Origin of the sequence: Novosphingobium humi, from assembly GCF_028607105.1 — a bacterium.
In the GTDB taxonomy this organism is placed as follows: domain Bacteria; phylum Pseudomonadota; class Alphaproteobacteria; order Sphingomonadales; family Sphingomonadaceae; genus Novosphingobium; species Novosphingobium humi.
In genome coordinates this window covers 718,451-743,046 of record NZ_CP117417.1, presented here as the reverse complement: position 1 = coordinate 743,046, position 24,596 = coordinate 718,451, and the positions used below count along the sequence as shown (strand labels likewise).

General features: G+C 63.1%; 16 protein-coding genes and 1 other RNA gene. 5 read left to right on the top strand and 12 right to left on the bottom strand.

From position 1 onward, the window contains the following. Window positions 1–30: 30 nt before the first annotated feature. Genes glgX through PQ457_RS03355 form a run of 6 tightly spaced genes read right to left on the bottom strand, consistent with a single transcriptional unit; the run spans window position 31 to window position 10,892 of the window. A complete protein-coding gene (gene glgX, locus PQ457_RS03380; protein ID WP_273618375.1) occupies window positions 31–1,836 on the bottom strand; it encodes a glycogen debranching protein GlgX in 1,806 nt (601 codons plus the stop codon). After that, window positions 1,836–3,488, bottom strand: a complete 1,653-nt coding sequence (locus PQ457_RS03375) for an alpha-D-glucose phosphate-specific phosphoglucomutase (protein WP_273618374.1) — start codon at window positions 3,486–3,488, stop codon at window positions 1,836–1,838. Before PQ457_RS03375 ends, glgX begins: the two co-directional genes overlap by 1 nt. After that, window positions 3,485–4,999, bottom strand: coding sequence for a glycogen synthase GlgA (glgA, locus tag PQ457_RS03370; RefSeq protein ID WP_273618373.1), 1,515 nt, complete (start codon window positions 4,997–4,999; stop codon window positions 3,485–3,487). The genes PQ457_RS03375 and glgA overlap by 4 nt, the downstream gene beginning before the upstream one ends. 14 nt (window positions 5,000–5,013) lie before the next feature. Next, window positions 5,014–6,279: a glucose-1-phosphate adenylyltransferase gene (gene glgC / locus PQ457_RS03365; RefSeq protein ID WP_168602231.1), complete on the bottom strand. Its 1,266-nt coding sequence runs from the start codon at window positions 6,277–6,279 to the stop codon at window positions 5,014–5,016. 13 nt (window positions 6,280–6,292) lie between these two features. Further along, window positions 6,293–8,464, bottom strand: a complete 2,172-nt coding sequence (gene glgB, locus PQ457_RS03360; protein ID WP_273618372.1) for a 1,4-alpha-glucan branching protein GlgB — start codon at window positions 8,462–8,464, stop codon at window positions 6,293–6,295. Window positions 8,465–8,477: 13 nt separating this feature from the next. Then, window positions 8,478–10,892, bottom strand: coding sequence for a glycogen/starch/alpha-glucan phosphorylase (locus PQ457_RS03355; RefSeq protein WP_273618371.1), 2,415 nt, complete (start codon window positions 10,890–10,892; stop codon window positions 8,478–8,480). A 323-nt stretch (window positions 10,893–11,215) separates the two neighbouring features. On the opposite strand from PQ457_RS03355, the gene PQ457_RS03350 reads away from it, so the two are divergent. Both PQ457_RS03350 and PQ457_RS03345 read left to right on the top strand, forming a co-directional pair. Further along, a complete protein-coding gene (locus PQ457_RS03350; RefSeq protein WP_273618370.1) occupies window positions 11,216–12,817 on the top strand; it encodes an alpha-glucosidase in 1,602 nt (533 codons plus the stop codon). Between the two features lie 10 nt (window positions 12,818–12,827). After that, window positions 12,828–13,673 (top strand): XdhC family protein, encoded by an 846-nt coding sequence (locus PQ457_RS03345; protein WP_273618369.1) that lies wholly within the window; start codon window positions 12,828–12,830, stop codon window positions 13,671–13,673. Window positions 13,674–13,939: 266 nt separating this feature from the next. Here PQ457_RS03345 and PQ457_RS03340 read toward each other — a convergent pair whose 3' ends face one another. The 4 genes from PQ457_RS03340 to hemF form a co-directional block, all read right to left on the bottom strand. Next, window positions 13,940–16,033, bottom strand: coding sequence for a RelA/SpoT family protein (locus PQ457_RS03340; protein ID WP_273618368.1), 2,094 nt, complete (start codon window positions 16,031–16,033; stop codon window positions 13,940–13,942). Window positions 16,034–16,172: 139 nt separating this feature from the next. Continuing rightward, on the bottom strand, window positions 16,173–16,994 hold the full coding sequence (locus PQ457_RS03335) for a class I SAM-dependent methyltransferase (RefSeq protein ID WP_273618367.1): 822 nt from the start codon (window positions 16,992–16,994) through the stop codon (window positions 16,173–16,175). A gap of 149 nt (window positions 16,995–17,143) precedes the next feature. Continuing rightward, window positions 17,144–17,704 carry a superoxide dismutase family protein gene (locus tag PQ457_RS03330; RefSeq protein WP_273618366.1) on the bottom strand — a complete coding sequence of 187 codons (561 nt, stop codon included), beginning with the start codon at window positions 17,702–17,704 and terminating at the stop codon, window positions 17,144–17,146. Between the two features lie 58 nt (window positions 17,705–17,762). After that, entirely contained in the window at window positions 17,763–18,623 is an 861-nt protein-coding gene (hemF, locus tag PQ457_RS03325) for an oxygen-dependent coproporphyrinogen oxidase (protein ID WP_273618365.1), read from the bottom strand. 70 nt (window positions 18,624–18,693) lie between these two features. On the opposite strand from hemF, the gene pdeM reads away from it, so the two are divergent. Together pdeM and infC are read left to right on the top strand one after the other, a co-directional pair. Further along, on the top strand, window positions 18,694–19,380 hold the full coding sequence (gene pdeM, locus PQ457_RS03320; RefSeq protein WP_420540964.1) for a ligase-associated DNA damage response endonuclease PdeM: 687 nt from the start codon (window positions 18,694–18,696) through the stop codon (window positions 19,378–19,380). 144 nt (window positions 19,381–19,524) lie between these two features. After that, complete coding sequence (gene infC, locus PQ457_RS03315) at window positions 19,525–20,043, top strand: translation initiation factor IF-3 (protein ID WP_168602223.1); 519 nt, start codon at window positions 19,525–19,527, stop codon at window positions 20,041–20,043. 115 nt (window positions 20,044–20,158) lie between these two features. Here the strand turns inward: infC and PQ457_RS03310 are convergent, their stop codons facing one another. Together PQ457_RS03310 and rnpB are read right to left on the bottom strand one after the other, a co-directional pair. After that, complete coding sequence (locus tag PQ457_RS03310) at window positions 20,159–20,638, bottom strand: DUF3828 domain-containing protein (RefSeq protein WP_273619236.1); 480 nt, start codon at window positions 20,636–20,638, stop codon at window positions 20,159–20,161. 62 nt (window positions 20,639–20,700) lie between these two features. After that, window positions 20,701–21,114, bottom strand: an RNA gene (gene rnpB / locus PQ457_RS03305) — RNase P RNA component class A. Between the two features lie 308 nt (window positions 21,115–21,422). Between rnpB and PQ457_RS03300 the strand changes: the two genes are divergently transcribed. Continuing rightward, the gene (locus tag PQ457_RS03300) at window positions 21,423–24,362 is read left to right on the top strand and encodes a TonB-dependent receptor plug domain-containing protein (RefSeq protein WP_273618364.1); all 2,940 of its coding nucleotides are present in this window, start codon (window positions 21,423–21,425) and stop codon (window positions 24,360–24,362) included. Window positions 24,363–24,596 lie beyond the last annotated feature (234 nt).

Sequence of the window (24,596 nt, the reverse complement as noted above, 5' to 3'; positions counted from 1 at the left end):
GAGAATTACAAAATCATTCAAGATATATCTTTATAAAATTTCGGCGCGCCGATTGTCCCGGTCGATCCGCCATGCCTGCGGCCTGTCGGGATCATCGGAAACATGGGCGACATAGCCCGCCCCCGCCGCCTCCCAATCCGCCGCCGCCATCGTCGCGCCATCGCGCGCCAGCCAGCGCCCATCACGCGGAAATTGCGCGAAATCCCCCGCCCGCCGCCGGGCCGAAAGCGCCGCGACATAATCCTCCAGCGCCTCGTCCCGCGCCGACCAGTCGACCCAGCCGATCGCGCTGTCCTGACAATAGGCGTTATTGTTGCCCTGCTGGGTCCGGCCAAATTCATCGCCCGCGCTCAGCATGATCGTGCCGGTCGAGGCGAACAAAGTGCCCAACAGCGCGCGCCTATCGGCCCCGCGCCGCGCGATCACGTCAGGCGAATCGCTCCACCCTTCCACCCCGCAGTTCCAGCTGTGATTCTCGCCATGGCCATCGCGGTTGTCCTCGCCATTGGCGTGGTTGTGGCGCTGTTCATACGCTACCAGATCAGCCAGCGTGAAACCATCATGGGCGGCCAGGAAATTGACGCTGCGGCATTGCTGCTCGCCAAACACATCCGCGCTGCCCGCCATTCGCGTGGCCAGAGCGCCCAGCCCCCCCTCGCCCTTCCAGAACCGGCGCACATCATCACGAAACGCATCATTCCATTCCAGCCAGCCCGCCGGAAAGCGCCCCAACTGATAGCCGCCCGGCCCAATATCCCACGGCTCGGCAATCATCACCCGGTCGGCCAGCAGGGGATCAGCGGCGATCTCGGCAAAGATCGGCGCGGCCGCGTCAAACCCCGGCCCAAATTGCCCGCCTCTGGCCAGCACCGGCGCCAGATCGAAGCGAAACCCGTCCACCCCGCAGGAGGCGACAAAATGCCGCAGCGCCGCCAGCGTCAGTTCGCGCACCGGCGCATGGGCAAAATCCAGCGTGTTGCCGCAGCCCGTATCGTTGATCAGCGCCCCATCGGGCGCATGGGCATAGGCGGCATTGTCCAGCCCGCGCAGCGACAGCACCCCGCCCAGCACATCGCTCTCGCCGGTATGGTTGAACACCAGATCGAGGATCACCCCGATCCCTTCGGCCCGCAGCGCCGCGACCGTATCGCGCAACTCCCCCACCCCGCCGGGGCACAGGCCGGGGTCCAGCGCCATCATCGCCACCGGATTATAGCCCCAGAAATTGCGCAGGCCGAGCGGCGGCAAATGGCGCTCGTCGATCCATGCCACAATCGGCATCAGTTCGACCGCGCCCACGCCCAGTTTTTTCAGATGCGCGATGATCAAGGGATGCGCCAGCGCCGCCACCGTCCCGCGCTGCGCCTCCGGCACATCGGGGTGCAGCATGGTAAAGCCGCGCACATTGACCTCATAGATCAGCCCGCCGGGCGCGAAACAGGGCGGCAGAGGCGCGACCAGCGGCATCGCGCCCGGCACAATCGCGCGGGGCACGATCGCCCCCGTATCTGCGCCATAGAGCGCCAGCGCCGGGTCCTGAACAAAGCGCCGGTCCAATTCCACCGCATAGGGATCGACCAGCAATTTGGCCGGATCGAACCAGCGCCCGTTTTGCGGGTCCCACGCCCCCTCGGCACGATAGCCATAGCGCGCGCCTGTCAATTCACCCGGCAGGCTGACGCGCCAATCATCGCCCCCATCATCGCCATCGCGGACCATCGCGATCCGCTCCTCGGCCTGCCCTTCAAACAGGCAAAGCCACACCGCATCGGCCAGCGGGGCGCGCACCGCGAAATGGGTCGCGCCCGCCTCCACCCACGCGCCGTAACGCGCCATCAGGTGATGACGCTGGGCTCGGTCCGCCCGGTGTGGCGCGCGATGCCCGCGATGCCATCGGCCGCCGCGATCAGATCGGCCAGCTTGACCGGCGTTTCGCCCGCCAGATCGCCGCCCACCGGCTCATACCGCTCCAGATAGACGCGCAGGGTCGCCCCTTCGGTCCCCGTGCCCGACAGGCGAAAGACGATGCGGCTGCCGCCCACGAACAGGATGCGCACGCCCTGATTGGTGGAGACCGAACCATCGACCGGATCGGTATAGGCGAAATTGTCCGCCGTCTCGATGGTCAGCCCCTCGAAAACCTGCCCCGGCAAAGTGGCCAGCGCGGCGTTCAATTCGCCCATCAAGGCATTGGCCGCCTCGGTCGGCAGGCCCTCATAATCGTGGCGGGCATAGTAATTGCGCCCGAACTTGGCCCAATGTTCCGCCGCGATCTGCGCCACCGGCTGTTTGCGCACGGCCAGAATGTTGAGCCAGAGCAGCACCGCCCAGAGCCCATCCTTTTCGCGCACATGGTCGCTGCCGGTCCCGGCGCTTTCCTCGCCGCAGATCGTCGCCATGCCCGCATCCAGCAGATTGCCGAAGAATTTCCACCCCGTGGGCGTTTCAAAGGCGGGAATGCCAAGGCTCTGCGCCACAAGGTCCGCCGCCGCGCTGGTCGGCATCGACCGCGCAATGCCCTTGAGCCCCCCCGCATAGGCAGGCGCCAGATGAGCATTGGCCGCCAGCATCGCGAGGCTGTCCGAAGGCGTCACGAAAATCCCGCGCCCCACGATCAGATTGCGGTCGCCATCGCCATCCGACGCCGCGCCGAAATCGGGCGCATCAGGCCCAAACATCGTTTCAAACAATTCATGGGCATGGACCATATTGGGGTCCGGATGATGCCCGCCAAAATCCTCCAGCGGCACGCCATTCTTCACCGTGCCGGGCGCAAAGCCCAGACGCTTTTCCAGAATCTCATGCGCATAGGGGCCGGTGACGGCATGCATCGCATCAAAGCTCATCGTCAGCCCATCGGCGACGGCGGCCCGGATCGCTCCGAAATCGAACAGCTTTTCCATCAGCGCCGCATAATCGGCCACGCTGTCGATCACCTCGACCGCCATGCCCGCCACATCGACCACGCCCAGCGTGTCGAGATCAATGTCGGCCGTGTCCACCGCGCGCCACTGCGTGATTTCCGTGGTGCGCTGATAGATCGCCTCGGTCACGCCCTCGGGCGCGGGGCCGCCATTGGCGATGTTATACTTGATGCCGAAATCCTCATCCGGCCCGCCCGGATTGTGGCTGGCCGACAGGACGAGCCCCCCGCTCGCGCCGTATTGGCGGATCACGTTGGAGGCCGCAGGCGTCGAGAGAATGCCCCCCTGACCCACCAGCACGCGGCCATAGCCATTGGCGGCGGCCATGCGGATCGCCTGCTGGATCACGGTGCGGTTGTGATAGCGCCCGTCGCCGCCGATCACCAGCGTGGCCCCATCGCCCCGCTCGACCACGTCGAACACGCTCTGGATAAAGTTTTCCGCGTAATTGGGCTGGGCAAAGACCTTCACCTTCTTGCGCAGGCCCGAAGTGCCCGGCTTTTGCCCGGCAATCGGCGCGGTGGCATGAGTGATGACCTGTGGGGTCGCAATCGTTGCGGTCATGCTGGCGAATTCTCCAAAGCGATGGATCTGTATAAATGCGCATAGGCGGCGCCCGATTGACGCCAGGTAAAATCGGCGGACATTCCGGCTTTTTGCATCGCGCGCCACACATCCTGCTGGGAATATAGCGAGATGGCACGCGTGATTGCGCCCGAAAGCGAGGCATAGTCAACCGCGGCGAATTGCACGCCCGTGGCCGCCCCGGCCTTGACCGCGGCCAGATTGGCATCCACCACCGTGTCGGCCAGCCCCCCCGTGCGCGCCACCACCGGCACGCAGCCATAGGCCAGCCCATACAATTGCGTCAGGCCGCAAGGCTCGAACCGGCTGGGCACAAGGATGGCATCGCCCCCCGCCTGCATCCGATGCGAGAGCGCCTCGTCATAGCCGATGCGCACCGCGACCCGCCCCGGATGGCGCGCGGCGGCGGCGGAAAGCTCGCCCACCAGCCCCGCATCGCCCGATCCCAGCAGCGCCAGACGCCCGCCCAAACCGACCAGATGGTCGATGCACTGCGCCAGCACATCCATGCCCTTTTGCCACGTCAGACGGCTGACCACGATGAAGAGCGGGCCGTCGTCGCGATCAAGACCAAATTCGGCCTCCAGCGCGCGCTTGTTGGCCTGTCGTTTGGCAAGGCTTCGCACGGTAAACGGGCTCTTGATCGCGGCGTCAGTGGCCGGGTTCCATTCGGCCGGGTCGATGCCGTTGACGATGCCGTGGACTTGCGCGCCCCGGCTGCGGATCAGCCCTTCCAGCCCCATGCCGAAATGCGGCTCGCGGATTTCCAGCGCATAGGTGGGCGAAACGGTGGTGATCGCGTGGGCCGCCTCCAACCCCGCCTTCAACATGCCGACGCCGCCGTGATATTCCACCCCGTTCATCGCCCAGGCCGATGCGGGCAATCCGATCTGGTGAAACAGCGCGGCGGGGAAATGGCCCTGAAAGGCCATGTTGTGGATGGTCATCACGCTGGGGATCGAATGCCCGCCATAGGGCGCGAATTTGAGATAGGCCGGAGCCAGACCCGCCTGCCAGTCATGGGCATGGAGGAGATCAAATTCCATCCCCTCGACAATCCCGCCCGCCACATCGGCCGCCGCGCGCGCAAAGACGGCAAAGCGCAGGCCGTTGTCGGGCCAGTCCTGCCCTGCCTCATTGCCATAAGGCCCGCCGGGGCGGTCAAACAGCACCGGGCAATCGAGCACCAGCAAGGGCGCGCCATCCGCCGCGCCATCCAGCGTTTCGGCCAGCAGCCGCGCGGGATGGCCAAAGATCGCCTCCCATTCGTGAATGACCTTTGGCCCCGCCGCTTTTGCGCGTTTTGATTTGGGCGCCGGATATTGCGCGCCCAGCCGCGCCAGCACCCCCGGATAGCCCGGCAGCATCGTGGTCATCGCCACCCCATGCGGGGCGACCGCCGCGGGCAAGGCGCCCGCCACATCGGCCAGCCCGCCAGTCTTGATGAAAGGCACGGCCTCCGAGGCGAGGCTGAGGACGCGCAGGGTCATCACTTACTATCCCTTCAATCCAGATCCAGCGCCTGTATCATCCGCTTGGTGATGAGGCAGACGCCGTTTTCAGTGCGGCGGAAACGCTTGGCGTCCAGTTCGGGGTCCTCGCCCACCACCAGACCTTCCGGGATGCGCACGCCCGAATCGATGATCACGCGCGAGAGTTTGGCATGACGCCCGATGTTGCAATAGGGCAGGATCACCGCCTCATTAACCTCGGACCAACTGCCCATCTTCACGCCCGTAAACAGCAGCGAGCGATAGGCCGTGGCCCCCGACACGATGCAGTCCTGCGAGATCAGCGAACGGATCGCATGGCCCCGGCGCCCTTCCTCGTCATGGACGAATTTGGCCGGCGCGGCCACGACCTGATCGGTCCAGATGCGCCAGTCGCGGTCATACATATTTAGCATCGGCACGGTATCGGTCAGATCGAGATTGGTCTCGAAATAAGCGTCCAGCGTGCCCACATCGCGCCAATATTCACCGATCTCATCGGCCGCGCGGACACAGCTTTCGGTGAAGCGATGCGCCACCGCCTTGCCGCCCTTGACGATTTTGGGGATGAGATCATTGCCGAAATCATGCGTGCTGATCGGATTGGCCGCATCCTCGCGCAGCAGTTCGAACAGGAATTTCGTGTCGAACACATAAATGCCCATCGACGCCAGCGACCAGCCCGGCTTGCCCGGAATTTCGGGCGGGTTGATCGGCTTTTCGACGAAATCGGTGATGACATCATTGCCGTCCACCGCCATCACGCCAAAGCCGCTGGCCTCCTTTTGCGGGACCACCAGACAGCCGATCGTCACATCCGCGCCGCTGTTCACATGCTGGCGCAGCATCAATTCATAGTCCATTTTATAGATATGGTCGCCCGCCAGGATGACCATATATTTGGGACCATAGCTCTCGATGATGTCGATGTTCTGATAAACGGCGTCGGCGGTGCCCTCGTACCACTGGGTTTCGGATACGCGCTGCGATGCGGGCAGGATGTCGAAGCTTTCGTTACGCTCGGGCCGCATGAAATTCCACGCGCGGTTCATGTGGCGGATCAGGCTGTGGGCCTTGTACTGTGTGGCAACCCCGATGCGCCGGATGCCTGAATTGATCGCATTCGACAGGGCAAAGTCGATGATCCGGCTCATCCCCCCGAAATAGACCGCCGGCTTGGCGCGATTGTCGGTCAGTTCCTTCAGCCTGCTGCCCCGCCCCCCGGCCAGCACATAAGCCATCGCCTCACGAGCCAGAGGCTGGCTATTCGTATCGCGCATCATACCCTCCCATTCACGCCGCAGCTTCGATCCATTCCAGCATAATCGTGGCCAGAGGCGGCAGCGTGACCAACGCCGCGCCATTTTGCGCCACAACCTGTCCCATATTGCCCTGCCCCGTGCCGCCATAGTGGCTCGCATCGGTGTTGATGATTTCGCGCCACACGCCCTCGCGCGGCAAAGGCAGGCGGTACGAGCCATGCACCTGGGGCGTCATATTGCTGATGACCGCCACACAGCCGCCATCGCCGGCATGGCGCAACCATGCAAAGACACTGGCCAGCGCATCGTCCACCACCAGCCATTCAAACCCCTCGCCCTCGCAATCGCGGGCATGGAGCGCGGGGGTTTCACGATAGGCGCGGTTGAGATCGCACACCAATGCGCGCATCCCCTCATGCGCGGGTTGGCTCAGCAGATCCCAGTCGAGGCTGCGCTCCTCGCTCCATTCGCGAAGCTGGGCAAATTCCTGCCCCATGAACAGCAGCTTCTTGCCCGGATAGCCCCACATCAACCCGTAATAGGCGCGCAGATTAGCGAATTTCTGCCACTCATCGCCCGCCATCTTGTTGACCAGACTGCCCTTGCCATGGACCACCTCGTCATGGCTGATCGCCAGCACGAAATTCTCGGCAAAGGCGTACATCAGGCCAAAGGTGATGTCGTTATGGTGATGGCGCCGGTGGATGGGATCGCGCGCCATATAGCGCAGCGTGTCATGCATGAAGCCCATGTTCCACTTGAACCCAAAGCCCAGCGCGCTGCGATTGTCCTCCACCGCCGGTTGCGTCACGCCGGGCCATGCGGTCGATTCCTCGGCCACGGTGAAGAAGCCGGGGAACTGGCCATAGACCGCCCGGTTGACGGCGCGCAGGAAATCCACCGCTTCCCAATTCTCGCGCCCGCCCGCCTCGTTGGGGATCCATTCGCCCGCCTTGCGGCTGTAATCGCGGTAAAGCATCGAGGCCACCGCATCGACGCGAAGCCCGTCGACATGATAACGCTCGGCCCAGAACAGCGCGTTGTTGACGAGGAAGGAGGACACTTCGCGCCGCCCGAAATTATAGATGGCCGTGTTCCAGTCGGGGTGAAAGCCCAAACGCGGATCGTCATGCTCATACAAGGCCGTGCCGTCAAAGCGCGCCAGCCCATGCGCATCGGTGGGGAAATGGGCGGGCACCCAATCGACCAGCACGCCGATCCCGGCCCGATGCGCCCCATCGACGAAACGCGCAAAGCCTTCGGGCGGGCCAAAGCGCGCCGAGGGGGCAAACAGGCCCAGCGTCTGATAGCCCCATGAGGGATCATAGGGATGCTCGGCAATCGGCAGGAATTCGATATGGGTAAAGCCCATTTCCACCACATAGGGGATCAGCTTTTCCGCCATGGCGTCCCAATCGAGGAACCAGTCGGCGTCATCGCGCATCCATGATCCGGCGTGGACCTCATAGATGCTGATGGGCGCGCGGCGCGGATCGACCTTGGCCCAGTAGTCGCGGTGGGTTTCATCGCCCCAGTCCTGCTTGACCGGATGGGCGGTCAGGCTGGCGGTCGAAGGGCGCAATTCGCTCGCCTGCCCCCAGGGGTCGGCCTTGAGCGGCAGGACCGTGCCATCGGCCGCCACGATGCGGTATTTATATGCCGCTCCCACGCCCACGGCGGGGATGAAGATTTCCCATACGCCAATGTCGGCCCGGCGGCGCATCGGATGGCGGCGGTGGTCCCAATCGTTGAAATCGCCCACCACGCAAACCAGCGCGGCATTGGGCGCCCAGACCGCGAAATGCACGCCCTCGCTGCCCTGATGGCTGATGCAATGCGCGCCCAGTTTGTCGAACAGGCGCAGGTGGTGGCCCTCGTTGATGAGGTAATCATCCAGAGGCCCCAGCACCGGCCCATAGGAAAAGGCATCCTCGACAAACCAATGCGCGCCCAGCGCCCCCACGCGATAGCGCAGAGGTTGGGGCGGCCCGGCAATCACGCCTTCAAACAGCCCCCGGTCATCCACCAGCGCCAGTTCACCCAGCTCCGTCCCGTCCAGCGCGCAGGCCACCGCGACCTGCGCCCCCGGCAGAACCGCCCGGACAAAAGTGCCGCCCGGCCCCTCATGCGGCCCCAACAGGGAAAAGGGATCGCCATGCGATCCATCGAGCAGGGCAGCAATCGCGGTCGGATCGGGCTTCACTTGGATATTGTCCTTATTTCACGCCCCAGATGTCGCGCGCATACTCGCCGATCGTGCGATCCGACGAGAACCAGCCGACATTGGCGATGTTGTGAATGGCCGCCTTGCGCCAGCCCGCCTCGTCCATCCAGCGCGCATCGACATCGCGCTGGGCCTGAGCATAGGAGTCGAAATCGGCGGCCACAAGGAACCAGTCGCTTTCATAGAGGCCGCCCATCAGCCCCTTGTAGCGGTCGCGGTCATCGGGGCTGAACACGCCGCTGGCGATGGCCTGCACCGCCTGACGCAATTCGCGGTTGCCCTCGATGATGGCGCGGGGGTTATAGCCATTGGCGCGGGTGTCCTCCACCTCTTGCGCGGTCATGCCGAAGATGACGATGTTTTCATCGCCCACCCGGTCCTTGATCTCGATATTGGCCCCGTCCAGCGTGCCGATGGTCAACGCGCCGTTGAGGGCGAATTTCATATTGCCGGTGCCCGACGCTTCCATGCCCGCCGTGCTGATCTGTTCCGACAGGTCGGCGGCCGGGATGATCCGTTCGGCAAAGCTGACGTTGTAATTGGGGACGAACACCACCTTCAGCAGACCGCCCACGCTGGGATCGGAATTGACGCGGCGGGCGATGTCATTGGCCAGTTTGATGGTCAGCTTGGCATTGTGATAGCTGGACGCCGCCTTGCCGCCGAAGATCTTGACCCGCGGCACCCAGTCACGCTCGGGATGGCTGCGGATCTGGTCATAGAGCGCGACCGTCTCGACCAGATTGAGCAATTGGCGCTTGTATTCATGGATGCGCTTGATCTGGACGTCGAACAGGGCATCGGGATCGAGCCGCACCCCCATCAATTGCTTGATATGGTTCGACAGTGCCACCTTGTTCGCGCGCTTGACCTCGGCAATGCGCTCGCCAAACTGCGCGTCGCCCGCCAGAGCGTTCAGATCGCTCAACTTTTCCGCGTCATCCAAGAAAGCATCGCCGATCCCCTCGCGGATCACCCGCGTCAGGCCCGGATTGCATTGCTGGAGCCAGCGACGCGGGGTGACGCCATTGGTCTTGTTGTTGATCCGCGCAGGGTAAAGCTTGTGCAGATCGGAAAAGACCGTGCTTTTCATCAGATCGGTGTGCAGCGCGGCCACGCCATTGACCGAATGCGCGCCGACAAAGGCCAGATTGGCCATGCGCACGCGCCGCTCGCCATGTTCGTCGATCAGGCTGATGGCGGCAATCTGTTCGCCGCTCATCCCGGCCTTGCGCGCCTCGCGCAGCACGCGGCTGTTGATGGCATAGACGATCTGCATATGGCGCGGCAAAAGCCGTTCAAACAAAGGCAGCGGCCAGCTTTCCAGCGCCTCGGGCAGCAGCGTGTGGTTGGTATAGCCGATGGTGCCCTTGGTCACCTCCCACGCCTCATCAAACTCCAGATGATGCACATCGATCAACAGCCGCATCAGTTCGGCGACGGCCACGCTGGGGTGGGTGTCGTTCAACTGGATCGCGGCCATTTTCGGCAGGTTGCGCACATCCTTGTCGGCCTGAAGATGGCGGCGCAGGATGTCCTGAATCGAGGCCGACGAGAAGAAATACTCCTGACGCAGCCGCAATTCCTGTCCTGCGGGCGTGTTGTCTGCGGGATAAAGCACGCGCACCAGCGAGTCCGCCTTGACCTGTTCGGCCAGAGCGCCCGCATGGTCGCCCGCGTTGAAGGCATCCAGACGCAGCGGATCGAGCGCCCATGCCGTCCACAGGCGCAGCGTGTTGACCCGCTTGCCCCGCCAGCCCACCACCGGCGTATCGACGGCGCTGGCCTCAACCTGCTCGGCCGGATGCCAGACCACCCCGCCGTTGCCCTCGATCACCTCGCCGCCGAAACCGACGCGATAGGCGCTTTCGCGGCGATCAAATTCCCACGGATTGCCGTGCGCCAGCCATGTTTCGGGCAATTCCACCTGCCAGCCATCGTCGATCCGCTGGCGGAACATGCCATTCACGTATCGGATGCCATAGCCGTAGGCCGGGATGTCAAGGCTGGCCAGACTCTCCATGAAACAGGCCGCCAGACGCCCCAGACCGCCATTGCCCAGCGCCGCATCGGGCTCCAGTTCCTCCAACTGGGCCAGATCGAAACCATGTTCGCGCAGCGCGCTTTCCATTTCGCGCGTCACGTCCAGATTGGAAAGCGCATCGCGCATCAGCCGCCCGATCAGGAACTCAAGGCTGAGATAATAGACCCGCTTGCCTTCTTCGGCATAGGTGCGCCGGGTCGATTCAAACCAGCGGTCAATGATCCGGTCGCGCACCGAAAGCACAGCGGCCTGAAACCAGTCATGCGGCTTGGCGGCTCTTTCGTCCTTGCCCACGCGGTGGCGCAGAACATCGACAATCAGATCGCTGATCGAGGGCTGGGAATCTGTCTGGGACTGGCTCATGCAACGATACTCCCCATGATGCCCGAAGCGCCCAATGGCCGCCCGAGACGCTGATGTCCTGTCCTCCCCCAACCGACTTCGCGCCTTGCCTCTGATGAGCGCACAGGTATTTCGCGTCGCTTCCTTTGCAGGAGACTAGGACAGCTTTGCCCGAGCCGACAAGGTGTGATGCAATCTATTGTCACAATTTCCTGCCCTGTCGATGATGCTCCTTTGGCAATACGTATGCCATCGCGGCGCAGCACTCTTGGCGCTGCGGCGCAGCAATGCCAGAATAAAGGACATCGGCGCCTTCCCGCGCCCCCATGCTGCGGAGCCGCGCGATGAGTGATGCCCTTTCCGAACAGACCCCATGGTGGCGCGGGGCGGCGATCTATCAGATCTATCCGCGCAGCTTTGCCGACAGCAACGGCGATGGCATAGGCGACCTGCCGGGCATCACCGCCCGCCTGCCCCATATCGCCTCGCTCGGCGTTGAGGCGATATGGATCAGCCCATTCTTTACCAGCCCGATGGCCGATTACGGCTATGACGTGGCGGACTATCGCGATGTCGATCCGATCTTCGGCACACTGGCCGATTTCGACGCGCTGATCGCGCGCGCGCATGAATTAGGGATCAAGGTCACGATCGACCTCGTCTTTGCCCATACCAGCGATGCCCATCCGTGGTTTGCCGGCAGCCGCGCGGGGCGCGAGGGCGATCATGCCGACTGGTATGTCTGGCGCGACGCCAACCCGGACGGCACCCCGCCCAACAATTGGCAATCGGTCTTTGGCGGCCCGGCATGGACATGGGACGCGCGCCGCCAGCAATATTACTATCACCAGTTTCTGAAGGAGCAGCCCCAGCTCAACGCGCATCACCCGGCAGTGCAGGACGCCTGCCTTGATGTGATGCGCTTCTGGCTGGATCGCGGGGTGGACGGGTTCCGGCTCGATGCGCTCAATCACGCCTTCTTCGATCCCGACCTGCGCGACAATCCGGTTTCGCAGGGCCATCATGTGCGCACCCGCCCCTTCGACTTTCAGGACAAGATCCACAGCCAGAACCACCCCGCCGCCATCCCTTTCATCGAGCGGATCGGCGCGCTGTGCGGACAATATGGCGCGATCTTTACCGTGGCCGAGGTGGGCGGCGAGGGTGCGGTGGGGCTGATGAAGGATTACACGGCGGGCGATGCGCGCCTGTCCAGCGCCTACAGTTTCGACTTCCTCTATGCCCCCGAATTGACGCCGCAGCGGATCAAAGGTTCGCTGGGCCAATGGCATGGCGAGGCGGGCGAAGGCTGGCCAAGCTGGGCCTTTGAGAACCACGATGCGCCGCGCCATATCTCGCGCTGGGCAGAAGGCGCCGATCTGACCGCCTATGCCCGGCTGACCATGGCGCTGCTGATCGCGCTGCGCGGCAATATCTTCCTTTATCAGGGGCAGGAACTGGCGCTGACGCAGGACGAGATCCCGTTCCACCTGCTCAAAGACCCAGAGGCCATTGCCAACTGGCCACTGACCCTGTCGCGCGATGGGGTGCGCACACCGATGCCATGGCAATCCGACGCCCCCCATGGCGGCTTTACGACAGGCGAACCATGGCTGCCTTTGTCAGAGGCCAATATCGCCCGCGCCGCCGCCACCCAGGAGGCCGACCCGGCCAGCCCGCTCCGCTGGACCCGCGCGATGCTGGCCCTGCGCCGGAGCAGCGCGGCGCTGCGCATCGGGGCGATGGAGGATGTGCATACCCATGGCATGCTGCTGCATTTCACAAGGGTCTGGGGCGATGAACGGCTGCATTGCGCCTTCAACCTTGGTGCCGCGCCGATGCGCCATGCCTGTCCGCCGGGCACGCTGATGCTCTCGGTCAATGGCGGCGGGGCGGCGCAATTGCCGCCATTCGGCGCAGTTTTCATTCGAGAGGCATTGGGCTAACACGCGCCCCATGACATTGCCCATGGATGACGATCATGCCGCGCTGGCCGCGGTGGCTGCGCATGGCGGCGCGCTTTGCACGGTTGTGGGGATCGACGGCAGCTGGTCGCGGCGATGGGGGGCGCAACTGGCGGTGCTGACCGATGGACGCATGGTCGGATCGCTGGCCGATGGCTGCCTCGAAGCCGCGCTGATGCGCGAGGCGATGGCGGGCGGAGAGCCGCGCGTGCTGCGTTATGGCGCGGGATCGCCCTTTATCGACATCCGCCTGCCCTGCGGTTCGGGGGTTGAGGTGATGGTCGATCCGGCCCCCGATGCCGATGCCCTCAAAGGCGCGGTGGCCGCGCTGGAGCGGCGCGAGGTGGCGCATCTGCCGCTGGGCGCGGGCTTTACCCGGCGCTACCTGCCCCGCCTGCGTCTGCTCGTGCTGGGCAGCGGACCGGAAGCGGCCGCCCTTGCCGCCATGGGCCGCGCGCAGGGGATCGAGGTGCTGCTGGCCACGCCCCATGGGCAGAGCGGAGACGCCATAATGTCACTGGGACAGCCTCCCGCCCTGCCCGATGGCTGGGCGCCCGATCCATGGACCGCCGTGGCCGTCCTGTTCCACGACCATGAGTGGGAGCGCACCCTCATTCCATGGGCGATGGGGACCGATGCCTTCTATGTGGGCGCACAGGGCGGCGCGAAAACGCGGACGAACCGGGCAGAACTACTGTCCTCGCTGGGGTTCGACGGGGCCGCGCTGGCGCGCCTGCATTCGCCTATCGGATTGATCCCGGCCACGCGCACGCCCTCGGTGCTGGCACTATCCGTGCTGGCCGAGGTGGTGGGGGCTTATGAGAGGTTGTTGGGGTAGGGGTTTAAGACAGGTGTACCTCCGGCGGGCAAAGGGACTCGGTCCCTTTGCAATCCCATTCTGGAGTGGTGGGAAGTTGGCGAGGTGGCGCGATGAGTTTTAAAGCCTGCGGCGCGGCGAGGTAGCGCCGAAAAGCACCGCAGGCTTTAAAATTCAAACTTCGCGCCCAACACAAAACCTCGCCGCCATGGCGCCATACAGTAACGGGATTGCAAAGGGCGCCCGCCCTTTGCCCGCCGGAGGCACCTTTAAACCTTCAACGCCCCCTACAATCGATCCGCCTGCGACACCGCATCGCTGGCGCGCAAACTGGACACAATCCGCGTCAGATGCGCCAGATCGCTGACCTCAAGATCGACCTCATAGGTGCCGAAGAGTTCGTCGCGCTGGACATTCTGGAGCTGGGTGATGTTGGCCTTGTTGGCGGCGAAGATGCCGGTGACTTCGGCCAGCGTGCCGGGGCGGTTATAGAGAACGCAGCGCAGGCGGCCGACGGCCCCGGTGCTGCGCTCGCCCCATGACAGGTCGATCCAGTCGTGATCCCCGCCCTCGATCAGCACGTCGCAGGCGATGGAATGGACCTCGACCCCGACGCCCGGTTTGCGCAGGCCCACGATGCGGTCGCCCGGCACCGGGTGGCAGCATTCGGCAAGCTGGAAGGCCATGCCGGGGGTAAGCCCCTTGATCGAGATCGCGCGTTCCTGCTTGGGCCAGGCCTCGGGCTCGGGCATGTCGCGCGCAGAGCCGGGGACCAGCGCCTCCATCACCTGCCGGTCGTCCAGCTTGGCCGTGCCGATGGCGGCCATCAGCTCGTCCTCGTTCTTCAGCCCCAGCCGCTTGACCGCCTCAGCGGTGGCCTTCTTGCCGACCTTGGTGGGCAGGCGCTCGATAATCTCGTCGAACAGCTTGCGCCCGATGGCGGCCAGTTCGGAGCGTTCCTTGATGCGCACCGCGCGGCGGATGGCGGCGCGCGCCTTGCCGGTCACGCAAAAGCCCAGCCAAGCCAGTTGCGGACTGGCCGACCGGTTCTTGATGATTTCGACCACATCGCCATTGCTCAGCGCCGTGCGCAAGGGCACGTGGCGCCCGTTGAGCTTGGCGCCCACCGCCATGCTGCCCAGATCGCTGTGGACCGCATAGGCAAAGTCGATGGGGGTCGCGCCCTTGGGCAACTGGAACAATTTGCCCTTGGGGGTAAAGGCGAAGATGCGGTCCTGATAGATCGCCATCCGCGTGTTTTCGAGCAGTTCCTCAGGGTCATTGCTGGCCTCGAGCACCTCGACCAGATCGCGCAGCCAGCCCACCTGCGAATCCGGCATCACCCCGCCCTGCTTATAGCTCCAATGCGCGGCAAGCCCGTATTCGTTGGTTTCGTGCATATTCCATGTGCGGATCTGCACCTCCATCCGCATGGCCTTTTCATAGATCATGGAGGTGTGCAGGCTTTGATAGCCGTTGACCTTGGGGGTCGAGATATAATCCTTGAACCGCCCCGGCAAAGCCTGCCACGTGGTGTGCAGGATGCCGATGGCGCGATAGCAATCCTCGACATTGTCCACCAACACGCGGAAGGCCATGATATCGGTAATCTGGTCGAAATTGACATGGCGCTCGGCCATCTTGCGCCAGATCGAATAGGGGTGCTTTTCCCGTCCCCAGACCTTGCACTTCACCCCCGCCTCGGTCAGCGCCTGGCTGATCGAGAGGGCGATGGCATCCACCTGCCCGTGGTCCTGACTGCGGATTTGCGCAAGGCGCCCGGTGATCGTGGCATAGGCCTCGGGCTCAAGCTGCTGAAACGCCAGCAACTGCATCTCGCGCATATATTCATACATGCCCACGCGCTCGGCCAGCGGGGCATAGATATCCATGGTTTCCTTGGCGATACGGCGGCGCTTGTCCTCGCTCTTGATGTAATGGAGCGTGCGCATATTGTGCAGCCGGTCGGCCAGCTTGACCAGCAGCACCCGCAGGTCCTCGCTCATGGCCAGCAGGAACTTGCGCAGGTTTTCGGCCGCGCGCTCCTTCTCGCTCATCGCCTCGATCTTGGACAGCTTGGTCACGCCATCGACCATCCGCGCCACATCCGGCCCGAACAGCTTTTCCACCTCGTCAATCGTGGCCAGCGTGTCCTCGACCGTATCATGCAGCAGCGCGGTGATGATCGTGTCCTGATCGAGTTTCAGCTCGGTCATCAACCCGGCCACCTCGACCGGATGGCTGAAATAGGGGTCGCCGCTGGCGCGCTTCTGGCTGCCATGCTTCTGGACGGTATAAACATAGGCGCGGTTGAGCATCTGCTCATCCGCATCAGGCGCGTAAGCCTTCACCCTTTCGACAAGTTCGTATTGGCGCAACATCGTCCAAAGACTTTGGGGGGTGGAACGCGCAAGGGCAAGGGGGAAAGGCCGGGACATTGACGCATGGCAACGAATTTTGCCGCAAAACATCTTTGCGCCAATGCTTAAAGGGCGAAGGGCGGCCTGTTCCATCATGGCCTCAGCCCCCGACAGCGGCGCGATCCTGCCAATCGATCACGGCCAGATAATTGCGCAGCCGGTTCTCCTCCAGCCGGGCCAGCAGCAGATTGTCGTCATAGGGGGCCAGGATGCGCGCCACATCATCCGCCCATGGCGCATCGCCATCATAGACCACGCCCAGCCCGAAGACAGCGGGCACATGGGCATAGCGCAGGGTCCGGCCCTGCGCCTTTCGTTCGGCGATAAAATCCTCCACCGCCGTCAGCACGCCATTGCGCGCGCCCCCCGCCTCCAGCGCCCAGGCATGAAAGCCGCCGCCGCGAAAACCGCGATGGGCGATGCTGCCCCGCGAATCCAGCGTCACGCCCACGTCATAGGAATGGGGATGGCGATAGTCGGCCGGTATCCGTTCGGGGGCATAATACATGTCGCGGCGCGCGCAGGGCCAGCCCACATCATGCAGGATCGCCAGCGCAGGCCGCCCCGCATCCCACGCATTGGCCGATGCCAGCGCCAGTTCATGAAAGACCGTGTAATAATTGTGATCGCCGTCAATCACCCATGCATCCATTGGCCCCAGTTCGGGCATGGCCTCAAGGCTGGGCCGGGCGATATGGCGGACATGGGGCGTGGCCGCCGCCCAGACGAGAAATTCGGGCTTGGGCGATGGATCGATGCTGATCAGCTCTGCGCCGCGCTCATGGCAATATTGGGCCAGATGGGCGGACATGCCGCCAAATTCCGCCCCGATCTCGGCAATGGTCCGCGCATCGGCGGCGGCCAGCACTTCGAGGATCAGTTCGCCGAATTCGGCCATGGAATGGATCAGCAGTTCGGCCATATCCCAACACTCGCTCCCGTTTAACCGGGGGTGAGGATGGACCCTGCTTGGTTAATGGGCGGCTTGGCCCGAACTATGGCGTAATGCGGAGAATTTGAAACGGCCTCCGGCGGGCAAGGCAAAGCCCCATGCCCGCCGGAGAATGGGTCTTATTGGCCCCGGACGAAGGCCCCGCAGGCAATCCGCCCGCCCGCATTGCCGGTGGGGTCGGTCTTGTAATCATCGGGCGCGGCATGGACGACAATCGCCCCGCCATCCTTGTCAAACAGCGCGGTCAGCAATTCATCCGCCTTATAGTCCAGCGGCAGCGTGACATTGGCCGTGCCGTCTTCGCCCACTGTCACATTGGGCAGATCGCCCATATGCGCGCCCATCGGATTGTCGCGCCCATGCTGATGCCCGGCCGGGTTCAGATGTCCGCCCGCCGAGGTAAAGGCGGGAACCTCGCACACGCCGCGCATATGCAGATGGACCGCATGAACGCCCGCAGGCAGGCCCGAGAGCGACAGTTTCAGCCCCAGCTTGCCCTTGGCCTCGATGATGGAGGCGAGCCCGGCGGGCATCGTATCGCCCTTCATCAGCGCGGCGCTGGCCAGCACCTTGTCCTTGGAAACAGCCTTATGGGCCGCCTTGGCCATGCCAACGCCCGGCACCATGATCCCGGCCAGCGCGCCCGCCATCATCAGCCCCGTCAAAACCTTCGCCATCATCCGATCCTTTCCGCTTATCCGGCGCTTTCAACGCACCAACCCGGTTTTTGCTCCCGTATCAGCTCCAGACCGCTTCGGGCGGCAGGCTCATCAGGATAGCATCGATATTACCCCCGGTTTTTAACCCGAACAAAGTGCCCCGGTCGTAAACCAGATTGAATTCGGCATAGCGCCCGCGCCATTCCAGTTGCTGCTGCTTTTGCGCGGCGTCGAAGGCCATGCCCATCCGGCGGCGCACCAGTTGCGGAAAGATTGACAGGAACGTTTCGCCCACCGCCTTGGTAAAGGCAAAGTTGGCCTCCCAGCCCGCTTCATCGACGCATTCCAGATGGTCGTAGAAAATGCCGCCCACCCCGCGATGTACCTTGCGATGGGGGATATAGAAATAATCATCCGCCCATGCCTTGTAGCGCTCATAATAGCCCTCGCCATGCGCATCACAGGTGGTCTTGAACGCCGCGTGGAAATCGGCCGTGTCCTCGTCATAGGGCAACGGCGGATTGAGATCCGCGCCGCCCCCGAACCACGCCTTGGTCGTGGTCAGAAACCGCGTGTTCATATGGACGGCGGGCACATGGGGGTTGGCCATATGCGCGACAAGGCTGATCCCCGTGGCGGTAAAACCGGGATTTTCCGCGCTTGCACCATTGATGCTAGCGGCGAATTGGGGCGAAAAGGCACCATGGACGGTCGAGACATTGACCCCCACCTTTTCAAACACGCGGCCCTTCATCAGGCCCTGTACGCCGCCTCCGGTGTCCGCCTCGCCCGCCACCGCATCGCGGGTCCATGGCGTGTATTGGAAACTGGCGTCCGACCCGGCCTCGCGCTCGATCTTTTCAAATTCGGCGCAAATGCCATCGCGCAGGGCCTCGAACCATGTCTTGGCGCGCTGCGTATAGGGGGTCCAGTCGGTCACGTCGGCCTCTCTTGCGGGGATTGTTGCGCCCCCGCTTGCCACCGCCGGGCGGGCGCGGCAAGGGGGCCGCATGACCGCGATGCAGTTTGCCCCCTTTTCCTTTGCCGATCACGAATGGCTGATTTCGAACAGCCGCGCGGTCTATTGGCCTGCACAGCAGGCGCTGCTGGTGGCCGACCTCCATCTGGAAAAGGCCAGCTGGTTTGCGCAGACCGGCCAGATGCTGCCCCCCTATGACAGCCGCGAAACGCTGGAGCGGTTGAGCGCGGCGGCGGCGATGACAGGGGCGCGGCGGGTGCTGTGCCTTGGCGACAATTTCCACGATGACGATGGCCCCGCTCGGATGGAGCCGGAGGCGGCGCGATTGCTGGGCGATCTGACGCGGCGACTCGAAGTGGTGTGGATCGTGGGCAATCACGATGCAGGGATGACACGCGCGATGGCGGGCGATGTGGTGGAGGATCTGATGCTGGACGGCATCGCCCTGCGCCACGAGGCCGAACCGGGCGAAACCGGGCCGGAAATCTCGGGCCATTACCATCCCAAATTGCGGCTGCGGGTGCGAGGGCGGATGATCAGCCGCCCTTGCGCGCTGCGCAGCGAGAATCGGCTGATCCTGCCCGCTTTTGGCGCTTTGACCGGGGGCATGGATGCCGCCGATCCGGCGCTGATTGCCGCCCTGCAGCCCGCAAAACGCGTCGAGGCGATCTTGTGCGCCGCGGCAAAAGCGGCCATCCTGCCCGTCTGGCCCGCGTGAATCGGATGGCTGAAACAAAAGTTTCGCGATTTTGCCCCGACTGTGGCGAAATTGCGCTTTCATGGTCACGGGTTTCGCTCTAAAGGCGCTCATCCAGAAATGTCTTATGGAGAGTAGACTATAGCCCCCCCTCCCCGGCGCAGTATGGCGCCCCCCGTCAAAAGCGGGCCTCGCTATAACGAGATGATTAACGTGCCCAAGGTGCGCGTGATCGATGACGAGGGCGAAAACCTCGGCATCCTATATACGCGTGAGGCAATCGAGCGCGCGTTCGAACTCGGGCTTGACCTTGTCGAAGTGTCGCCCAACGCCGACCCGCCGGTCTGCAAATTCCTCGATGTGGGCAAGTTCCGCTATGAGGCGCAGAAGAAGGCCAACCTGGCCCGCAAGTCGCAAAAGACGCAGGAGATCAAAGAGATCAAGATGCGTCCCAATATCGACGATCATGACTATGACGTGAAGATGCGCGCCATTCACAAGTTCATCGGCGAAGGTGACAAGGTGAAGGTGACGCTGCGCTTCCGCGGTCGTGAACTTTCGCACCAGCAGTTGGGCATGAACCTGCTCAAGCGTGTGCAGGAAGATGCGGCGGAACTCGCCAAGGTCGAAGCCTATCCGCGCATGGAAGGCCGTCAGATGCTGATGGTGCTTTCACCGAAATAAGGCTATAAGATTTCTGCCTCGCTGGTTTGGCGGCCATTTCCGGCCAAACAGGCTGACCGGCAGGATCTACGAAGAGGCGCTGGCCCCGATGCGGGACCGGCGCCTTTTTCTTGATCTAATGCATTTTGCGCCCACGCGCGAACCGCTCGCGATTAGACGCCTCCAAGGCTTTGAGCAGCGAGGACGCCGCCTTTCCATCATCCCAAATATCAGCGATCCGCCAATGCTGACCTTCACGTCGCAGGATAAATGCAGCGTCATGCCGCCAGTCGCCATCCGATGCATAGTGAACCCTGACCGCGACATCCGCACCAATAGCTGCCACCCTTACAACCTTGGCCGTCACCCCTTCATTGTCCTGACACTGGCAAAGGACTTCGGCCTCGACCACCCCGATTTCCGGACGCGAACCGTCGAGCAGCATCGCATTGCCCAACTGCCTGGTGAAATAGCGCAGATAGGCTGGGCTGCGCGGGTCCGGCTCTCGATGCAACGCAAAGGCCAGCGCGCCCTGCATGAACTTTCGCGCATCCTGCGTCTCGGCAAAGGCAGGCAGCGGCAATGTCAGGAAGACTAAAGCTAAGATCCAGCGCATCGTCACCCCTTTTCCGGGGCATGACACCGGATTCATGCGCCAACCTATCCAGAAAATAACAAAATGTCAGGGGGCCTGTAAGCCGGGTTCTGTGAAGGCCGCTCGTATCTATCGACGCGGCGGCCAGCGGCAGCCATTCCTCTCGGCGCCCTGTTACCAGTGCGCTCCAGCAACCAACCCGGGCAACTGGCGCGAAACCCGCCTGTCCTGATGGACGCGTTGCCCCTATTCGGTCTTGCTCCGGGTGGGGTTTGCCTTGCCGATTCTGTCGCCAGAACCGCGGTGCGCTCTTACCGCACCCTTTCACCCTTACCTTGGGATTCGCATCCGTCCGGCGGTTTGCTCTCTGTGGCACTTTCCCTTGAAGGTCGGCCAAAAGCCTTCCCCCCGGCGGGCGTTACCCGCCACCCTCGTTTCGTGGAGCCCGGACTTTCCTCGGCAGGGATGAACCCTGACGCGGCTGCCCCGCCCCCTGACGCCTGGTCCGCTAGCAGGCTTTGGCAGGGGAGAAAAGCGATTAAGGCAGCTATTTTTGCGCAGCATCAAAGCGGGCCAAAGAGGACGTGCCATGGGAGGATCGGCGCGCCGGATCTTTTCCTGATATATTCAGAAATACGAACATTACAGTTATGTTGCCGTCAAGACACACTATTGCCTGATTTTGGATTAATATGTCAAAACACGATTGCATGTCGCGGCCCGGCCCCCAATAGACTTTCATCACTGTAAGTAAAGTGCCTGTCCGGGCTCTTCCCACAGGCGCTTGCAGGGGGACAATCCAGATATGAATAACCACAAGCACCTTCGTGGCGCGTGGCTGCGCCATGGCGTTGCAGCTCTCTCGCTGGTCACCACGCTCGCTTCGGCCCCGGCCTTTGCCCAAAGCGCCACCACTGCCGCCGAGCCGGAAACCATCGTTGTCACCGGCACGATGTTCCGCCGCACCAACACCGAAACGCCTTCGCCGGTCACCGTGCTGACCTCCGAATCGCTGATCAAGGCCGGCATCACCACCGCCTCGGATGCGATCCGCTCGATTTCGGCTGACGGTGCCGGTTCGATCGGTTCGGGTTTCCAGTCGGGCTTCTCGGCGGGCGGTTCGGCCGTGTCGCTGCGCGGTCTGGGCGTGTCCTCGACCCTCGTGCTGGTCGATGGCCTGCGTTCGGCCAATTTCCCGCTGAATGATGACGGCCACAACGCCTATGTCGACCTCAACTCGATCCCCTTCAGCCTGATCGACAAGATCGAAGTGCTCAAGGACGGTGCCTCGTCGAGCTATGGCGCGGACGCGATCGGCGGCGTGGTCAACCTCAAGCTGAAGAAGCAGTTCAACGGCGTGGCCGGCAATGCCGAAAGCGGCATCTCCGAGCGCGGCGATGGCCGCTACAGCCGCCTGAGCGCCACGGTCGGCTTTGGCGACTATCAGAACGAAGGCTGGAATTTCTACGTCAACGGCGAATACCAGTACAACGGTCGCATCTCGAACGCGAGCCGCGGCTTCCCCTACAACACCCAGGATCTGACCTCGATCGGCGGCCTCGACAAGAACGCCGACGACTCCTCAATGACCCGCAACGTGCCGACCGCCTATGTCGTCCGCACCTCGCAGAGCGATCTGAACAATCCGCTTTCGGGCGGCATTAATGCATCCGACGGCAAGACGGCGCAATATACCGCGCTTGGCCTTGCCAATTGCGCGGGCGGCACCTTCACTGCCTCAAACGGCACGGGCTGCAAATACGATCTGGTCAACCAGTATCGCCAGATCGCCCCGCTGCAGGAACGCTACTCGGTCAACGGCCGCCTCAGCTTCCGCGTCTCGGACAGCATCGAAGGCTATATCACCGGCAGCTGGAGCCACAGCTATGTGTCGATCAATGGCACGCCTTCGGCCATTCGCGCCACCCAGCCCTTCGGCGGCTCGCCTTCGCTGGCTTCGTCCAGCCCCGGCATCGTGCTGCCCGTCTACGTCTGCTCCTCGGGCGTGAACTGCGCCACGGCGGCGGATCGTCAGCTCAACACGACGAACAACCCCTATGCTTCGGCCTATGCCAATGATCCGACCAATGGCGCGGCCCGCATCTATTACATGTTCGGCGACATTCCGGCGGGCAGCGAGCGCACCAATGACGTGTATCGCTTCACCTCGGGCCTGAACGGCAAGATTGGCGAAAGCACCGACTGGCGCGTTGAGGGTGTCTATGCCCGCGACAACCTGAAGCTGACCCAGCACGGCCTGCTCAACATCGCCAACCTGATGAAGGCCATCAACACCGGGTCGTATAATTTCGCCAATCCGTCGGCCAATTCGGCGGCTGTGCGCAACTTCATCGCCCCGGACCGGACCACGCCGTCCTATTCGGAAATGTATGGCGTTGACGCTTCGATGACGCGCGCGCTGTTCGACCTGCCCGGCGGCAAGGCCCAGGTGGCCATCGGCGGCCAGATCCGCGCAGAAAAGCTGGAAAACCGCAACCAGAACGCAGCGCTCGACACCTATGGCCTGACCACGGCTTCGGCCTATGGCCAGCACACTGTGTCGGCGGCCTATTTCGAAATTGACGCCCCGGTCGCCCGCGTGCTCGACACCAACTTCTCGGGCCGTTTCGACCACTATTCGGAAGGCTACTCGAAGTTCTCGCCCAAGATTGGCGTCAAGTTCACGCCCATCAAGGCACTGGCCTTCCGCGGCACCTATTCGGAAGGCTTCCGCGCGCCGACCTTTGCCGAATCCGGCCCGCGCAGCCAGTATGCCGGTTTCGTTTCGACGACCCCGCCCGCCGGTTTTGTTGACCAGCATGGCGGCGCCGCGGCCAACAATTCCTATAACAACGTCTATAACTTGGGTCGCGGCTCGGTTGGCAACCCCAACCTCAAGCCGGAAAACTCGCGCAGCTTTACGTTGGGCATGATCGCCCAGCCGACGCGTTGGCTCAGCTTCACGGCTGACTATTACAACATCAAGAAGTCGAACCTGATCGTGTCGGGCCCGCTGGCCGGTAAGGCTGTGGACGCCTATTTCAGCGCCACCAACCTTGCCGCTGCACAGGCCGCCGTGGCCGCCGTTGGGCCGGGCTATTCGGTGAACTCGGTTGACTCTGTCGACCCGCTCTATCCCGACGCTCTGCCGCGCGTGCTGATCATCAACGTGCCCTATGTGAACGCGAACTATTCGGTCACCTCGGGTCTTGATTTCTCGGCCACGGCGAAGGTGAACCTGCCCCACGACATCAAGTGGACCAGCCGTCTGGAAGCCACTTATGTCATCCGTTATGACCTGAACAATAACGGTACGCTCCAGCGTTATGCCGGGACCTTCGGCCCCTACGACCTGTCGTCGGGCAACGGTACGCCCCGCATCCGCGGCAACTGGCAGAACACGCTGGAAATCGGCCAGCTCTCGCTCAGCCTGACGACCTACTATGTGGGCCGCATCAAGGAAACGGCTGCCGACCAGGCCAGCACCGACACCAGCTGCGCACAGAACCTGTACAAGACCGGCGACAAGTTCTGCTATGTCAGCCCGTTCATCAACAATGACTTCAATGCGACGCTCAAGATCAATGATCGCATGACCGTCTATGGCATTGTGAAGAACCTGTTCGACGCCAAGGCGCCGGTGGCTCCGGCCGCCTACTCCAGCGCGCCGAACTTCCTCACCACCTGGCACTATGCCGGTCTGGTGGGCCGCGAATTCCGCGCGGGCGTGAACATCAAGATGTAATCATCGTGTGGATCGGGGGCTTCGGCTCCCGGTCTGCAGGTTGGCAAATCAGGCGCTGCCTTCCCTTGTGGAGGGCAGCGTCTTTTGTGTTCTTTGGGGTGTTTTTATGCCTCCGGCGAGCAAAGGGCGGGGGCCCTTTGCAATCCCATTAATGGGTGGTGAGATATTTATGGGTCCGATTCGGCCGGATGGTTTGAAAGCCTGCGGCGCGGCGAGGTCAGGCTGAAAAGCGCC

Coding starts and splice junctions, on each gene's coding strand:
- PQ457_RS03330 (WP_273618366.1), bottom strand. CDS start 17,704: ATGATGGCGAAGGTTTTGACGGGGCTGATGATGGCGGGCGCGCTGGCC.
- PQ457_RS03375 (WP_273618374.1), bottom strand. CDS start 3,488: ATGACCGCAACGATTGCGACCCCACAGGTCATCACTCATGCCACCGCG.
- PQ457_RS03345 (WP_273618369.1), top strand. CDS start 12,828: ATGACATTGCCCATGGATGACGATCATGCCGCGCTGGCCGCGGTGGCT.
- glgC (WP_168602231.1), bottom strand. CDS start 6,279: ATGCGCGATACGAATAGCCAGCCTCTGGCTCGTGAGGCGATGGCTTAT.
- PQ457_RS03335 (WP_273618367.1), bottom strand. CDS start 16,994: ATGGCCGAACTGCTGATCCATTCCATGGCCGAATTCGGCGAACTGATC.
- PQ457_RS03300 (WP_273618364.1), top strand. CDS start 21,423: ATGAATAACCACAAGCACCTTCGTGGCGCGTGGCTGCGCCATGGCGTT.
- PQ457_RS03340 (WP_273618368.1), bottom strand. CDS start 16,033: ATGTTGCGCCAATACGAACTTGTCGAAAGGGTGAAGGCTTACGCGCCT.
- PQ457_RS03350 (WP_273618370.1), top strand. CDS start 11,216: ATGAGTGATGCCCTTTCCGAACAGACCCCATGGTGGCGCGGGGCGGCG.
- PQ457_RS03310 (WP_273619236.1), bottom strand. CDS start 20,638: ATGCGCTGGATCTTAGCTTTAGTCTTCCTGACATTGCCGCTGCCTGCC.
- glgA (WP_273618373.1), bottom strand. CDS start 4,999: ATGACCCTGCGCGTCCTCAGCCTCGCCTCGGAGGCCGTGCCTTTCATC.
- PQ457_RS03355 (WP_273618371.1), bottom strand. CDS start 10,892: ATGAGCCAGTCCCAGACAGATTCCCAGCCCTCGATCAGCGATCTGATT.
- pdeM (WP_420540964.1), top strand. CDS start 18,694: ATGACCGCGATGCAGTTTGCCCCCTTTTCCTTTGCCGATCACGAATGG.
- glgX (WP_273618375.1), bottom strand. CDS start 1,836: ATGGCGCGTTACGGCGCGTGGGTGGAGGCGGGCGCGACCCATTTCGCG.
- infC (WP_168602223.1), top strand. CDS start 19,525: ATGGCGCCCCCCGTCAAAAGCGGGCCTCGCTATAACGAGATGATTAAC.